Genomic DNA, 13,571 nt, shown 5'->3' with positions numbered 1-13,571 from the left:
TCAAGCCCTGTAGTGCCTTTCCCTGTTGCCACGGCCGATTCCGGTCCGTGGCTTTTTTTTCGTCTCGCCATTTTCTGTCTGTCTGGAGCTATTCATGAACATTACCGATCTGCAATCCAAGGTCATGCTTTCGTCGGTCACGATTTCTACGTGGGTTGCCCGTCGCTATGACGGGAAGGTCACCGAAGAGGTCGAGAAAAGCCATCACGCGCGCGGCATCGGGCGCTTCAACAAGCGCCTGCTGCCGGAGTACGCGCCGAGCTACGCCGAAGTGGTGTCGATCGGCAATCGGATCCGCTCGCACTACTACAGCCGGACGCTGAAGTACGACCAGCTGGGCGTGCGGCTGCTGCCGACCATGATCTATATGGAGCTGGCCGAGCGGCTGCGTGCGATGAAAGACGAGTTCGATCTCGCCGTGTCGATCTTCCTGACGAACTACCTCGACCTGAAGGAGCAGGCGAGGGCGGAGATGAACACCCTGTACAACGAGGCGGACTACCCGAGTCTGGCCGAGCTGAAGGGCAAGTTCGGCGTCAAGCTCTCTGTGCTGCCATTCCCGGACGCCAGCCAGTTCGGCGTTGACTTGCCGAGCGATGTCCTGACCACGTTGCGCACGGAGATCGACGAGCACGCGATGGCATCGATCCAGACCGCGAACAACGACTTGGTCGGGCGGCTGTACGAGGCCGTTTCGACGATGGCGTCTCGCCTGTACGCGACCGGGAACGTCCGTCTCGACGTCGCGAACCATGTGCGAGAGTTGTGCGACCTGCTGCCGAAGCTGAATTTCAGCGACGACCCGAAGCTCGCGCACATCCTCACGGAGGCGAAGCAGCATCTCGCAGCGCACAACGGAGCGGATCTGAAGGAGTCGCGAGTGCTCCGGTCGCAGGTTGCCAGCAAGGCGACCGAGATCGAGGGCTTGATGGCCGCCTTCATGGGCGGCGCGCCGGCGGCGCCGCTGACTGACCAGATTCCGGTTCAGTCGGAGACGGGCCTGTCGTTCCTCGCCGCTGCATGAGGTCGTCATGGACTCACGCATCGCGAAGCAGCGCACGGCGCTGGTGCTCGACCATCCGTTCATCGGCACCTTGGCGCTACGGCTCAAAGTCCGCGAAGACCTGAGCTGCAAGACGTTCTGGACGGACGGAGAGACGCTGGGCTACAACCCGACCTATGCCGAGCGCCTGAACGACTTGGAGGTCCGTGGCGTGCTCGCCCATGAGGTATGGCACGTAGCCGGCGGGCACTGTTGGCGACAAGGTGATCGCGACCCCGATGGCTGGAACGAGGCGTGCGATTACGTCGTCAATCTGATGGTGGAGGCTGCAGGGATGCAGCTTCCGTCGGGCGCGCTCATTGATCACCGCTTCAAGGGGATGTCGGCCGAAGAGGTGTACGGCATCCTCTCGCATGAGAAACGCCGAGTGGCGAAGCAGCCAGGCGGCAAGCAGGCAAGCGAGCCGCCGTCGGGAGGTAAGGCGGGCAAACCGATAGGTTCGCCCGGCTCGCAGCCGCCGGGACCCTCCGACGACAAGGCGGGTGGCCCGGCAGCGTCGTGCGGTGAAGTCCGGCAGTATGCCGGGCCTGACAAGGCGGCGAAAGCGGCGGAGTGGAAGGTGGCCGTGCTGCAGGCGGCCAAGGCTGCGCAGGCCTGCGGCAAGCTCGGCGGCGGATTACAGGCCGCTGTCGAGCAATCTGTCGCGGCGGTGGTCGACTGGCGTTCACTTCTCCATCGCTTTGCGCAGGACGCGGCGCCGACCGACTATACGTGGGCGCAGCCGAATCGTCGCTACTTGCACCTCGGGATGTATCTGCCGTCGCTGAACGAGCCGGTAGTTGGCGACGCAGTGTTTGTGCGCGACGCCAGCGGTTCCGTCTGGGATGAAACGCAGGCGCAATTTGCGGCCGAAATCCTGGCCGTCGCCGATGCGGTTCGCCCGCGGCGCCTGATCGTGATGGATTGCGACGAGCGCGTGACCCAGGTTCAGATATTCGAGCGCGGTGAACCGGTTGAGCTAGCGCCGCTGAAAGGCGGTGGTGGCACCTCGTTCATCGATCCGTTTCAACGGGTCACAGGCGAGGACATCGAACCGGCGTTTCTCGTGTACCTGACCGACATGGAGGGTACGTTTCCCACCGCAGAGCCGGCATACCCGGTTCTATGGGCGTCGACGACATCGCTGAAGCGAGCGCGGCGGGCACCGTTCGGCGAGACGATCGAAGTCGTCTGCTGAGCGGCTGCAATGGCGCGCTATTTCCTGAAACACACCCGGTCCTCGTGACCGGGTTTTTTTTCGTCCTTCGCAAACGCATGCCATCGGTGTGCAGATTAGAAAGGGGAGAAAGCTATACGTTTTTCTGGAGCATTTCGGGTTTGCCCCCTCAACCGGTTGCGCGCGGTACCGCGCATTGAGCGCGTCCCGACGCAGTCCGTCGGGCGCGCGAAAGCTGCTCAATTTAGCCATTCTTTCGGGCGATTGGCGGATGTGCCAGCTTGAACAATAGCTGCATGTCTGAAATTGCCGAAAGTCCCTTCCTGAAGGTCGCACGACTCGAAGAGAACGCTGTGAAGCTGTTCTTCGAGTCGTTGAAGCTGATCGAAGAACCGCTACACAACCCAAACGTCGCCGAAGTGTTGATCAACAACGCGGGCAACATCTGGGTCGAAGAGCGGGGTGTGATGCATCGTCTGGACGCCCAGTTCAATCCGATGACATTGACTGGCGCCATCCATTCGCTCGCGGCCTCCGTCGAGAAGTCCGCGCTGCGGGGAACCGCGCAGGGGATCATCAACGCAGGGCACGACAACCTCCGGATCGCCGCAGTGATGAAACCGACGGCCATCGACGGAGATGCGCTCGCGATACGTCGGCATCGTGAAACGAATCTGGCGTTGGGCGACTACACCCGGCTGGGGGCGTTCTCTCGCGTGCACGCGAGACGCGAGGCCGAGCGGGCAATCTTCCCCCAGGGCGCTGAGAACGAGGTGCTGGAAGAAGCATTCGTCCAAATGGTGAGGAGCCGCGCCAACGTCCTGGTCGCGGGTGGAACCTCTACCGGCAAAACGACGTTCCTCAACGCACTCAACGGCGCGATTCCGGATGACGAGCGTGTCATCACGATCGAAGACACGAAGGAACTGAAGCTAACGGTTCCGAACCTCGTCCGCTTGCTCTCGAATCTGGATAAGGGCGTGACGGCGCAGGTGCTCGTCGCACTTTGCCTACGGTTCCGGCCCGACCGAATCATCGTCGGCGAAGTGCGCGGAGGGGAAGCGTACGACTTCATCCAGGCGCTGAGCACCGGCCATGACGGCGGCATGGGTTCGATTCACTCGAACGATGCGCGCGGGGGGCTGAGCCGCCTCGAGAGCCTCGCAATGTTGGGCATCCCACCCGGTAGCCGGTGGGAGCTCGCCGACATGCGCAAGGCGATCGCCGATTGCTTCCACTACGTCATCCACCTTCGTCGCACGGGCGAGCTACGCCATGTGTCCGAAGTGCTGGCTATCAAAGGTTTCAAAGACGGGGACTACGTCCTCGAACGCGTTTTCTAACCACACGGGGTTTTTCGATGAAGAAGCACATTCAAACGTTGTGTTCGCTGATTAAGAAAAAGGCGGTGGACACCGCCCGCTATCTGTTCGGGCGAGGCCAGCGGCTCTCGACTTTGATCGCACTGGTTCTCACGTTTGTGGCGCTACCCGCAAGAGCGGTTGACCTGGGCGACCTGGGCAATGCCGCCAACTTCATCTGCTTGATTCAAGCGTACGTCAGTGGGCCGTGGCTGTTCGGGATCGGCATCGTGCTGATCATCGTCGGTGGCGTCCTGATCGCCAACTCGGAAAGCAATTTCGGGAAACTGCTGTCGACAGTGATCGTTGGCCTCGGCTTTGCGTCGTGTGCGACCGCGCTCGTGAAGAACCAGCTGAAGATCAACTACACCTGTGCGTGAACCGAAAAAAGTCAGCCGGTCGCTTTCGCTGCCGCGCCAGATGGGCGGCGCTGATCGCGGCCTCGCAATCGCCAACGGCACGCTGACGGCGTTGCTCTGCTACAGCAGCATGTCGCCGATCTATCTGGTGATCGGCATCGTCGTGCACTGGGTGCTGCGTTGGCTTTCGTCGAGCGATCCGTGGTGGAAAGAGGTACTGGTCGTCTACAACCGGTACCCCGATGTGCACGAGCCGTTGCCTACCGCCGATGTCGCCGCCCGATTCCGGCGGCCGTATGGATTTGATCAGGAGCTGCCGCTATGAGCGCGAACCCGAAGCGTCGAGCGATTCAGGAAATCGCCCCGTGGGCGACGATGGTGACTCCCGAAGATATTCTCAACAAGGACGGGTCACTGTTGACGCTTTACACGTTCGAAGGCGTGGATGCGGACAGCCCGAACACTGACGAGATTTCTGCGGCCCGCGACAACCTCGACCACGCTTGCAAGAACTTCGATCATCGAATCACCGCATGGTGGCGTATGTCGCATCGCCGCGTTCGGGGCGAGATCGGTGGACGCTTCGCGTCGGCGATGGATCAGCACGTTGACGCAATCAACCAGAAGAGCGTGGGAAGCGGAAAGTACTTCCGAAACACCCACTCGCTCGCGCTCGCGTATACGCCTGAGACGGGGATCAACAAGCTGTTCGAGAAGATCGCCTATCACGTCACGGTGGGCGGCAAGTCGGTCCCGATCGCGTTGCTCGAGACCATCAAGGATATGGTGTTCGCGCGCAGTGCATTCGTGTTCGACATGGAGCGGATCGCGTCGGACATCAAGCGCTTCGAAGGGATCCTGGACGCGTTCAAGGGTGGTGTGGCGCGGCTCAAGATGAAGCGGCTCCAACTGCAGAACGCGCTCGCCTTCCTCCATCAGACCGCCAATCCGTCGGTTCCCCCGCGGCGCGTGCGTTACCCCGTGACGATGCTCGACACGCACCTGACGGAAAGCTTCGTGACGTACGGCGCAGAACACATCATGTTCGAATCCGCCTACGGCACGCGGTACGCGAAGATCATCGCGGTGAAAGAGTGGATGGGCTTTCAGGAGGCCGCGCTCGACGTCCTCGCCGACGTCGACGCCGAGTTCGATGTGTGCGTGATGTTTCGATTCCTGTCGACCAGCAAGGCGCAGGCCTACATCGAGAAGATGCGCAAGTTCTACAAGGTCGCTGCGTTCAGTCCGGTCAAGGTGCTGAAGAGCTTTTTCTCGAAGGATGAGAAAAAGGAAAGCATGGAGAACGAGAAAGGGCGCGAGATCCTCGCCGAGGAGGCGGAGAACGCACTGGCGCGCCTGATCGCCGATGGCCAGCAGTACGGCTTCGTCAACATCTCGGTAATCGTCTACGGCGATACGATCGATGAGTGCGACGACAACGCGCGTGAGATCGTCGGCCGCATCGGCAACGCCGGCTTCGGTGTGCTCGTCGAGAAGCGGAACCTCGCCGCGGCATGGGCATCGACGCTGCCCGGCCGGTGGGACCAGCAGAAACGGCTGCAGTTCGTCGAAACGCCGGTGGTTTCGGACATTGCGCCCGTGCGAGGTGTTGCGGAAGGGAGTGACGTCAATCAATGGCTGACTCAGCAGCTCGGACAGAAGGTCGGACCACTGACGCTTCTTCCGACGCGTCATCGGACCTTGCAGCGCGTCACGTTGCACGATCCGAGCGGGAAGTCCCATACGCTGATTGTCGGCCCGATCGGCGCTGGCAAGACCATCTTCCTCAACTTTCTCGTTTCACAAACGGGGCGCTTCCAACCGCGCCGCATCAAGTTCGACAAGAACCGTTCGACGCGCATCCCGACGGTGTTTGCTGGCGGCAAGTTCGTCGATGCAACCGGCAAGTTTGCGGCCGCGACACAGGTCAATCCGCTATCCCTGCTGGCCGACCCTCGGCACTACACGTACGTGTCGGACTGGGTCCAGATGGCAATCGAAGGCGACGGCGAGGACTTTATCTGCACCCCGCAACAGCAGCGCACGATTTACGAGCGGGTCGTCACGCTTGCGCAAGGCTATGAACGGGAGTATTGGACGCTCTCGTTCCTGACCACGCTGTTGCCCGTCGAGTTGCGCGAGCGCCTGCAGATCTGGACGAAGGGAGAGAAGAACGGCCGATTCTTCGATCACGTCGAAGACGCGTTCTCTCTTTCGGACGATCTGGCGATCGAGATGGGCGAGCTGTTCGAAAGTTACCCGGTCGCAGCGGCGCTGTTCATGGACTATGCCTTCTACCGCATCTCGCAATGGCTGGATGGCAAGCGCGTCACGATCATCGAGGTCGAGGAGTGCGGCTTCTTCTTCCGGTACCCGCGCTTCTATGCACGTCTGGAAATGTGGGCTGTGACGATCCGCGGGCTGAACGGCACGCTTGTCATGGCGACTCAATCGCTAAGCCAGCTTGAGCGCGTCCCGAACTTCGAAATCTTGAAGGAGAACATCCAAAACTTCTTCTTCCTGCCGAACCGTGATGCCCGGAACAACAAGCGCCTCTATCGCGACGTGTTTGGGCTGACCGACGACCAGATCGACATGATCAGCGAGGGCGTTCCCAATCGCGACTACCTATGGGTCACGCCGGATCACTCGCGGATGCTGCAGGCCAAATTCCCGAAGGAAGCACTCGCGATCTTGCGCGCTGACGGCGCGGCCCAGCGCACGCTCGACAAGCACCTGGCCACCGGCTCCCCGACGTGGGCCGAAGACTATCTGCAAGAAATGGCCACCGTCGACTGACAGGAACCGAATGAAGCTCAATCCGACTCCCAACGTGCAGTCGCTGTACCGCGATCTCTTCGCGCTCACTGCAGACGAAATCAACAACATCGTCATCGGGACGCCCGTTCGCATGCGACTGGTGGTGCCGCAGACCGGCCAGCAGCCGTCGTCACCCCGGCAAAAGCCGGAAGACGCAACCACGATGCCGTGCGTCGTTCGTACGGCGGTTCAATTCCTCGACTGAAAGGCCCACGATGAAACTTTTGCCGACCCTTCGCGCCGCGGCCTTCGCGGCCTCGATGTTCCTTACCCAACACGCGTTCGCGCAGCTGACGGTGTTCGACCCGACGAACTTTGCGCAGAACGTGATCACGGCGGCTAAGGCTGTCAAGGGCGAGATATACCAGAACACCAACATCCTCTACCAGTACCAGATGATGGTGAATGACTTGCTGCAGGCGAAGAACCTGAATCCGGCTGCGTGGAAGGCTGCGTATGACCAGATCACGGGCGATATCAACAAGGTGAAGGGGCTGGTCGGCACGCTGCAAGGGCTCTACGGCGACCTCAAGAAAGGCGGTGAATGGGTCACCCAGGTGCAGGGATTGGTCACCCGGTCGGGCAAGTCGAACGCGCAATGGTTCGCGGACATGAACACGTTGGTCCAGCAAAACGACAAAGTCGCGCGGAACTTGTTCCAGATGGGCTCGAACATCATGCAGCACACCGACGAGATGGCAAAGCGTCGGCAGGAGCTGCAATCCGAGCTGTCGATGTCGCCGACCCAACAAGCAACGGCCGAGATCACCACGCACTACCTCGACATCGTGACGAGCCAGAACGCGGACATCCTGCAGCTGAATGCTGCGAAGGCCCAGAAGGACGCTCAGAAGGACGCGCAACAGGTTGAGGACGACAAGGAAAAGGCTGCTGACGCGGAGAAATTCATTTCCAAGCAGCAGGCTGAGCGAGCCGCGTACGGAGTCACCGAACAATGAGTGCCCGCGTAATTCGTTCGTGGCTCATTCGTTGCTTGATCTTTCTTGCGGTCTCGATGCCCACCGGCGCGAAAGCGTCGACTTGGGACGATCTGAAGAACATGATGCCGTCGGGCTGGAGCTCGAGCTATGTCAAGGGCGAGGTCGCGAAGGGCGCGACCGCGGCGATCGAAGAGATCACGAAGCTGCTGAAGGACCTGATCGATCTCGCTGTCGAGCTGAGCAAGACGCTCGACAAGTACTCGGACAAGATGGCCGGCGGCCTCGCCGTGATCACTGTCGTGTTGGCCTGGATTCGGTTCGCAGCGACCCGGGATCCGGTCGTGGCCTGGGGAAGCGTATTCGAAGATCTCGCGATTCTCGGCATCTTTGCGGCGGTATACGTGTCGTACGGGAAGTGGGCGCCTGGCTTCTACAAGTGGTTCAATGAAATGGCGGTCGCGGTATCTGGGACGGACGCGGAGTCGTTGCCAATGGCGATGGTGAAGTCAGCGGGCGCCATCTTCGACGCGGTGATTGAAGCGTTGAAAGCAGAGCACTGGTGGAACTACATGGCGCTGCTGATCAATCTTTTGCCATTGCTGATTTCCTGGGCGTTGCTGATGGTCGCCGCCTTGGTCTTCCTCTTCTTCATCTCGCTTGGGACGATCCAGATGGCGGTGGCGATCGTCTTGGGAAAAATCGCGTTTGCGCTCGGCATGTCCGAGTTTTCGAGAGGCTATTTCAAGAGCTGGCTCGATTTCACGGTCAGCGCGGGCATGTACATGGTGGTGGCGGCGATTCTCCAGCGGTTGATGACGGCGACATTGGCAACGTCATTCAGTAACACGATCTCGAAAGGCTTGACGACGCCGTATGCAGGCTCCTTGACGCTCGATCTTTCGATCTTCGTACTGATCCTCTCGTTTGAGATTCCGAAGTTCGCTTCGATGTTTGGCGGCGGTGCGAATGCCAGCGGCGGGGCGATCAAGGGGCTGACGAAGCTTGCAACGAAGGGTATGGCTTGATGACGGACGCACGACTTTTCGAGCCAGTTGATGCCACGGAGCTGACAGCCCGCAACGCGCGCCGCATCGACCTCATCGCGCAATGTGCGAACGAGTCGTCACGCGATGAGTTCGAGCGGAAATGGATGGTACTAGTTCGGCGGTGTGCGGACTGGTTTTCGTCCGTTCCGTTCAGCCCGGAGTTGTACCGGGAGCCGGCCGGCGCGTTTCGGTGGACAGTCGAAACGGCGTTCTACGCGATGCGGCTGTCGGGCGGGCTGAAGTTTGGCACGAACCTGTCGTCGGAGCGCCGTCGGCGGATCGAGCCGCAATACAACTACGGAGTGTTCCTCGCGGCGATCTGCTCGGGCCTGGACGAGCCGTATCGTCATTTCGACGTGGAGCGCGCGACGGACCGCCAGGTCTGGAATCCCTCCGTCCACGGTGCCCTCGGGCCCTGGCTTGCCGGCGCGAGCTACCGTGTGGCGCGTCGCGCTACGCCACTTCCCGTCGAACGGATGAGGACCGGCATGCTGGCGCATGCGCTGGTCGGCACCGAGCTGCTCGGCGGACTCGATTCCGAAGTTCAGGCCGAGATATTCGGCGCCATCAACCCGACGCAGAGCCCGATGGGTGTCGAGTCGCTGACCCACAAGGTCGTGCGGCAGGCGGTCGCGACGGCTGCGGATTTCGATCGGAAGGCGCAGCAGGCGGTCTTCGAGCCGGTGACGTTCGCTGTTCCCTCTGCTATCCATGTGGCGGCGGAACTGGAGCCGAAGGTCGAGGCAGCGTCGGCCACGCCAACGCCGGCACCGGCACCGGCACCGGCACCGGCACAGCCTGCGACAGCCGATCTTGCGCCGGCGCCCGTTGCAGCCGGCGGTAGCGCACCGTCTGGTTCAGGATCGCTGCCGACTGCTACCCTCGAAAGTACGACGACGGCGGTGACGCCAGCGGCGCCGGCTGCGCACACGGCCCCGAAGGGCCCGGATGCGCGGCAGATGGCGCTCGAGCTTCCGCCGCCGGCCGCCGCCGTTAATCCGGTCGAGATTCGTCGCGAGCCGGCCGCTGCCGCGCCAAGCAGCAACCACTTCGATGAGGTGCTGAAGGGTGCACCGCGCATGATCGTAGACTTCTTTTCGGCGCTGCAGCAGGACGTCGCGGCGGCGAAGGCGAAGGTGCGCTGGACCGACCAGGGACTCGTCCTGTCGAAACGGACCATCGGCAGCTATGGCGTCGCGAGCGACACCCTGATCGAGCACATGCGCCGCCGAAGCCTGCTGCTCGCCAACGAGCCGTCGGAAGTCACGTTGGCGCCGCGTATCGGTGAGCTGATTCAGGAGCGTGGTGCATGAGAGGCTATATCAACCACTTTCGGCCGATCTACGAGGTCAGGGCTGCGTTTGGGTGGCTGGTTGCGCTGCTATTTCTTCCGTTCTCGGGCATGCCTTACGGCTGGGCGTTCGCGATCGTGGCGCTTGCATTGTGGACGTTCCGCTCGGGACAGGTCTGGCGCGCGCTGAAGTTCCGGATGGGGCTGTCGACGAAATGGTTGACGACGCTCGCGGTACCAGTGTTGCTATCGATTCAGGAGCGCATGCGGGTCGAGGCCAACGCAATGTATCTCGGCACCGGCTTCGAGTGGACACAAAAGCATTGCCAGATGGCGCACGACATCTTACGGATGCCGAGCACGGAGATCCCCGGGCTGCCGAAGTGGCTGCCGAAGACCAAGGCGGGGCGCGCATTCGAGGACATGGTCGAGAAGCTTTTCGCCCCGAAGGACAGTATCCGGGATCGAACACCGCAAGGCGCGTCATGGATTCACGGCCTGGAGGCGAACAAGGGCTACGTGCCGTTCCATTACAAGGCGATGGGCGGTCATACCGCCGTGGGCGGCACGACCGGCTCTGGGAAGACGCGTACATACGAAGTCATCACGACACAGGTCATCCGATGCGGTGATGTACTGATCGACATCGACCCGAAGAACGACGAGGAATGGAAGGAGCGTGCGAAGCGGGAGGCGGAGCGCGCCGGCCGGAAATTCCTCTACTACAACCAGGCCAAGCCGTCGGAGTCGATTCGTCTTGATCCGCTCGACAGCTGGTCGCAGCCGTCCGAAATTCCGAACCGCATTGCGCAGCTGATGGAGGAAGGGCCGTTCCGGGATTTCGCGTACCTGTTCATCAGCCGCTCGGTGAACGGCGAACTGTACATCGGCGACAAGCCGAACCTGCGGTCGATTCTGAAGTACGCGCAGCTGGGCATCGACCCGCTGCTCGAGAAGGCGCTCAAGCGCTTCTTCATCGAAAGCGGACTGACCGACTGGGAGGAGTTGGTCACGGCCGATACGGTCAAGATCGCGAACAAGCCGGGCTCCACGCGCGTCGACTCGATGATCTCGCTCTACCAGGCCCGCTTTGGTGCGAATGATCGCGGACACGAGGCGATCGACGGCCTGATCGCGACGCACGTGCACGATCGCGAGCACTACATGCGGATCATCGCGTCCGCGCTGCCGCTGCTGCAGATGCTCGCCACGGGAGAAACCGGTCTGACGCTCGCGCCAAAGGTCGAGGACTTCGAGGACGAACGCGAGATCTGGACGATCGAGAAGGTGATTCGCCAGAAGGCGGTCCTTCACATCGGCCTCGACTCGCTGTCCAACAGCATCGTTGCGAAGGCGATCGCGTCGATGATCCTGGCCGACGTGTCGGCCGTGTGCGGTTCGATCTACAACTTCTACGACAAGCCGCCTGAGGTGGTGCTGATCATCGACGAGATCGCCGAGGCGATCAACGAGCAGGTGATCCAGATTCTGAACAAGGGTCGTGGGGCCGGCTTCAAGGCGTTCGTGGCGTTCCAGACGCGCGCCGACCTGGAGGCGAAGTTGGGGAATGCCGCAAAAATGCTGCAGGTTTTGGGGAACCTGAACAACCAGATCATCTTACGCTTGGAAGATACCGACACGGCTGAGTGGTTCTCGAAAAAGGTGGGGGATACCGCGATTCGAAACCTGATCGTCTCCAGCAGCACGAGCAAGGCGAGTGAAGGCCATGTCGGCGAGTTCACCGGATCGGTAACGCGGTCGCAGCAGCTGGAGGCGGTGCCGTTGATTCCGACTCGCCTGATCCAGAGCCTGCCGAACCTGCAGTACTTCATGCGGATTTCCGGCGGCGCGGTGTACCAGGGACGTATTCCAATTCTTACAGGCTAAACAACCAAGCATGTCTGCCGTATTCAAAAAAATCATTCGCGAGCACAAGCTCTCTGCCCACCTGACCCCGGTGTTCACCCTTGCTCCTGAGCTGGAGCTGGTGTGCACGCGTGTCGCGGAGTTCGTCGGTGAGCACTTCATCGGGAAGGCGGAGCCGCTCGTCAAGGAGATGTTCGTGGACGGCCTTGCTGCGTTCAAGCGCGTGCGCAAAACCGGCGATCCGCACGTCGCGTTCATGCAAGGCCTGTTCGGGTCCGCCCATATGCTGTACGCGCGGCGCTTTGTCGTGCGCGATGGCGAGCGCTGCCACGTCTGGTCGCCGATGTTCGAGCCGGTGACGGCGTTCGAGTCGCGCCACAAGCATGTGCCGGAAATGGTCGACGAGCGCTGCCCGGAGAACATCAGTCAGCGATCGGCGGCGTTCCAGCTCGCGGCGCGCGCGCTGACGGGTGAAACCTTCCGACTGTACTTCGAGGAATACGATGTCGCTCACGCATATTCTGATTCGGACACTGACGCTGGTCGATGACCAAACCGTGCATCGCGCGATCACGACTGCAGCAGCGCAGGACGACCCGGCGGGACGGCCGCCGCAGGAGTTCCAGCAGGGCCGCAACGCGATGGCGTACGCACTGGCGATGTTCATCGATCGCAGGCCGGCGCGATTCTACGTCGGCCTTGCCGGCCTGATCGTCCTGCCGAGCTATCTCATCGGCGGCCTCGTGGGAGAGTTGTATGGCCGGTAGCCGCTTTGTCGGTCACATCAAGATGTGGTTCTTCTTTGTGCCGCTGCTCTCGGTTGCGCTGATGCCAGCGCTGCCGGACCCGTCGTTGTTCGCGATCCCGGATGCCGAAGCGGAATCGGTTGCGGCCAGCCTTGGAGAAGCGCGAACCGCGGATGCTGTCGACGCGACGAATCGTACGTTCAAGCGCTACTTCGTCGAGACGGGGCTGGTGCAGGCGTCGATGGAGTCGACGAAGGATTCGCAGATCGAGGATGGTGGCATGTCGAATTTCGCCAGTCGGTGGGTTCACAATTTTTGGCGGCTGGTGTACCGGATGGTCTATCGGCTCACCGTGATGAAGTACTGGTTGCTCGGCGCGCTCGTGTTCGGCATCGCGATGTTCATCGACGGGACGGTCCGGCGCAAGGTGAGGGCTGCGGCGGCCGGCTACGTCAGCCCGCTGTCGTTCCATCTCGCCGGTCATGGGATCTTGCTGGTATTCGGTGTGACATTCACGGTGTTGATCGCGCCGGTGCCGCTCCTTGCACCGTACTGGCTGGCGATCGCGGGATGTCTCGGCGCGTTGCTCTGGAAAGCGGCATCTTCATACCAGTAGCCCGGAAAAGCCCCAGCTTTTCGTATAGCTTTCTGCCGAAAGGCCCACAACCGGTTGCGCGCCGCGCACCGGGAAAAGGCAGACGAAATACCTGACGATTTGCACCGAACTGGGCGGCCCGGCCGCGCCACAATAAGTCAATGGTCTACGGTCCTCAGAAAGCTCGACTCCCCGTAGAGCTTTCAGCCTGGCCCCCTCCTTGTGAGGGGGCTTTTTTTTCGTCCAGCGTTTCGCGGCGGCCGCGAAAGCCGCGCGAAATCGTTCACGTTTTGGACGTCCGTCGCAGCATAGGCCCGCAAGAATAGA

14 protein-coding genes are annotated in these 13,571 nt (G+C 61.4%); all 14 read left to right on the top strand.

All coding sequences use genetic code 11. The features are described 5' to 3' along the window. The first annotated feature begins 94 nt into the window (after positions 1 to 94). The 14 genes from DIE08_RS13605 to DIE08_RS13540 all read left to right on the top strand — a co-directional run bounded on the left by DIE08_RS13605 (position 95) and on the right by DIE08_RS13540 (position 13,265). On the top strand, positions 95 to 1,024 hold the full coding sequence (locus tag DIE08_RS13605) for a hypothetical protein (protein WP_124902166.1): 930 nt from the start codon (positions 95 to 97) through the stop codon (positions 1,022 to 1,024). Between the two features lie 7 nt (positions 1,025 to 1,031). After that, positions 1,032 to 2,240, top strand: coding sequence for a DUF2201 family putative metallopeptidase (locus tag DIE08_RS13600; protein WP_124902165.1), 1,209 nt, complete (start codon positions 1,032 to 1,034; stop codon positions 2,238 to 2,240). 275 nt (positions 2,241 to 2,515) lie between these two features. Further along, positions 2,516 to 3,562: a CpaF family protein gene (locus DIE08_RS13595; RefSeq protein ID WP_060340564.1), complete on the top strand. Its 1,047-nt coding sequence runs from the start codon at positions 2,516 to 2,518 to the stop codon at positions 3,560 to 3,562. A 17-nt stretch (positions 3,563 to 3,579) separates the two neighbouring features. Then, positions 3,580 to 3,960 (top strand): TrbC/VirB2 family protein, encoded by a 381-nt coding sequence (locus tag DIE08_RS13590; protein WP_124902164.1) that lies wholly within the window; start codon positions 3,580 to 3,582, stop codon positions 3,958 to 3,960. Then, positions 3,953 to 4,264, top strand: coding sequence for a VirB3 family type IV secretion system protein (locus DIE08_RS13585; RefSeq protein ID WP_076889324.1), 312 nt, complete (start codon positions 3,953 to 3,955; stop codon positions 4,262 to 4,264). The genes DIE08_RS13590 and DIE08_RS13585 overlap by 8 nt, the downstream gene beginning before the upstream one ends. Next, positions 4,261 to 6,738, top strand: coding sequence for a VirB4 family type IV secretion system protein (locus tag DIE08_RS13580; protein ID WP_124902163.1), 2,478 nt, complete (start codon positions 4,261 to 4,263; stop codon positions 6,736 to 6,738). Before DIE08_RS13585 ends, DIE08_RS13580 begins: the two co-directional genes overlap by 4 nt. Positions 6,739 to 6,748: 10 nt before the next feature. Continuing rightward, a complete protein-coding gene (locus tag DIE08_RS13575) occupies positions 6,749 to 6,964 on the top strand; it encodes a hypothetical protein (protein WP_124902162.1) in 216 nt (71 codons plus the stop codon). A gap of 10 nt (positions 6,965 to 6,974) precedes the next feature. Then, positions 6,975 to 7,718: a DUF4141 domain-containing protein gene (locus tag DIE08_RS13570; protein WP_124902161.1), complete on the top strand. Its 744-nt coding sequence runs from the start codon at positions 6,975 to 6,977 to the stop codon at positions 7,716 to 7,718. After that, complete coding sequence (locus DIE08_RS13565) at positions 7,715 to 8,725, top strand: type IV secretion system protein (RefSeq protein WP_124902160.1); 1,011 nt, start codon at positions 7,715 to 7,717, stop codon at positions 8,723 to 8,725. Before DIE08_RS13570 ends, DIE08_RS13565 begins: the two co-directional genes overlap by 4 nt. After that, entirely contained in the window at positions 8,725 to 10,059 is a 1,335-nt protein-coding gene (locus DIE08_RS13560; protein ID WP_124902159.1) for a TraI domain-containing protein, read from the top strand. Before DIE08_RS13565 ends, DIE08_RS13560 begins: the two co-directional genes overlap by 1 nt. Next, complete coding sequence (gene traD / locus DIE08_RS13555) at positions 10,056 to 11,924, top strand: conjugative transfer system coupling protein TraD (RefSeq protein ID WP_124902158.1); 1,869 nt, start codon at positions 10,056 to 10,058, stop codon at positions 11,922 to 11,924. The genes DIE08_RS13560 and traD overlap by 4 nt, the downstream gene beginning before the upstream one ends. A 10-nt stretch (positions 11,925 to 11,934) precedes the next feature. Next, positions 11,935 to 12,453 (top strand): hypothetical protein, encoded by a 519-nt coding sequence (locus DIE08_RS13550; RefSeq protein WP_124902157.1) that lies wholly within the window; start codon positions 11,935 to 11,937, stop codon positions 12,451 to 12,453. After that, on the top strand, positions 12,407 to 12,670 hold the full coding sequence (locus tag DIE08_RS13545) for a hypothetical protein (protein ID WP_124902156.1): 264 nt from the start codon (positions 12,407 to 12,409) through the stop codon (positions 12,668 to 12,670). The genes DIE08_RS13550 and DIE08_RS13545 overlap by 47 nt, the downstream gene beginning before the upstream one ends. After that, positions 12,660 to 13,265: a DUF4400 domain-containing protein gene (locus DIE08_RS13540; RefSeq protein WP_124902155.1), complete on the top strand. Its 606-nt coding sequence runs from the start codon at positions 12,660 to 12,662 to the stop codon at positions 13,263 to 13,265. The genes DIE08_RS13545 and DIE08_RS13540 overlap by 11 nt, the downstream gene beginning before the upstream one ends. The last annotated feature ends 306 nt before the right edge of the window (positions 13,266 to 13,571 follow it).

Source organism: Burkholderia sp. Bp9004, from assembly GCF_003858025.1.
Lineage (GTDB): Bacteria > Pseudomonadota > Gammaproteobacteria > Burkholderiales > Burkholderiaceae > Burkholderia > Burkholderia diffusa.
Note: the sequence above shows the minus strand (reverse complement) of the source record. Positions and strands in the feature narration are given on the sequence as shown.

Bases quoted from the DNA above. Each gene is read 5' to 3' on its own strand.
- DIE08_RS13605 (WP_124902166.1), top strand. From the start codon at position 95: ATGAACATTACCGATCTGCAATCCAAGGTCATGCTTTCGTCGGTCACG.
- DIE08_RS13600 (WP_124902165.1), top strand. From the start codon at position 1,032: ATGGACTCACGCATCGCGAAGCAGCGCACGGCGCTGGTGCTCGACCAT.
- DIE08_RS13595 (WP_060340564.1), top strand. From the start codon at position 2,516: ATGTCTGAAATTGCCGAAAGTCCCTTCCTGAAGGTCGCACGACTCGAA.
- DIE08_RS13590 (WP_124902164.1), top strand. From the start codon at position 3,580: ATGAAGAAGCACATTCAAACGTTGTGTTCGCTGATTAAGAAAAAGGCG.
- DIE08_RS13580 (WP_124902163.1), top strand. From the start codon at position 4,261: ATGAGCGCGAACCCGAAGCGTCGAGCGATTCAGGAAATCGCCCCGTGG.
- DIE08_RS13575 (WP_124902162.1), top strand. From the start codon at position 6,749: ATGAAGCTCAATCCGACTCCCAACGTGCAGTCGCTGTACCGCGATCTC.
- DIE08_RS13570 (WP_124902161.1), top strand. From the start codon at position 6,975: ATGAAACTTTTGCCGACCCTTCGCGCCGCGGCCTTCGCGGCCTCGATG.
- DIE08_RS13565 (WP_124902160.1), top strand. From the start codon at position 7,715: ATGAGTGCCCGCGTAATTCGTTCGTGGCTCATTCGTTGCTTGATCTTT.
- DIE08_RS13560 (WP_124902159.1), top strand. From the start codon at position 8,725: ATGACGGACGCACGACTTTTCGAGCCAGTTGATGCCACGGAGCTGACA.
- traD (WP_124902158.1), top strand. From the start codon at position 10,056: ATGAGAGGCTATATCAACCACTTTCGGCCGATCTACGAGGTCAGGGCT.
- DIE08_RS13550 (WP_124902157.1), top strand. From the start codon at position 11,935: ATGTCTGCCGTATTCAAAAAAATCATTCGCGAGCACAAGCTCTCTGCC.
- DIE08_RS13545 (WP_124902156.1), top strand. From the start codon at position 12,407: ATGTCGCTCACGCATATTCTGATTCGGACACTGACGCTGGTCGATGAC.
- DIE08_RS13540 (WP_124902155.1), top strand. From the start codon at position 12,660: ATGGCCGGTAGCCGCTTTGTCGGTCACATCAAGATGTGGTTCTTCTTT.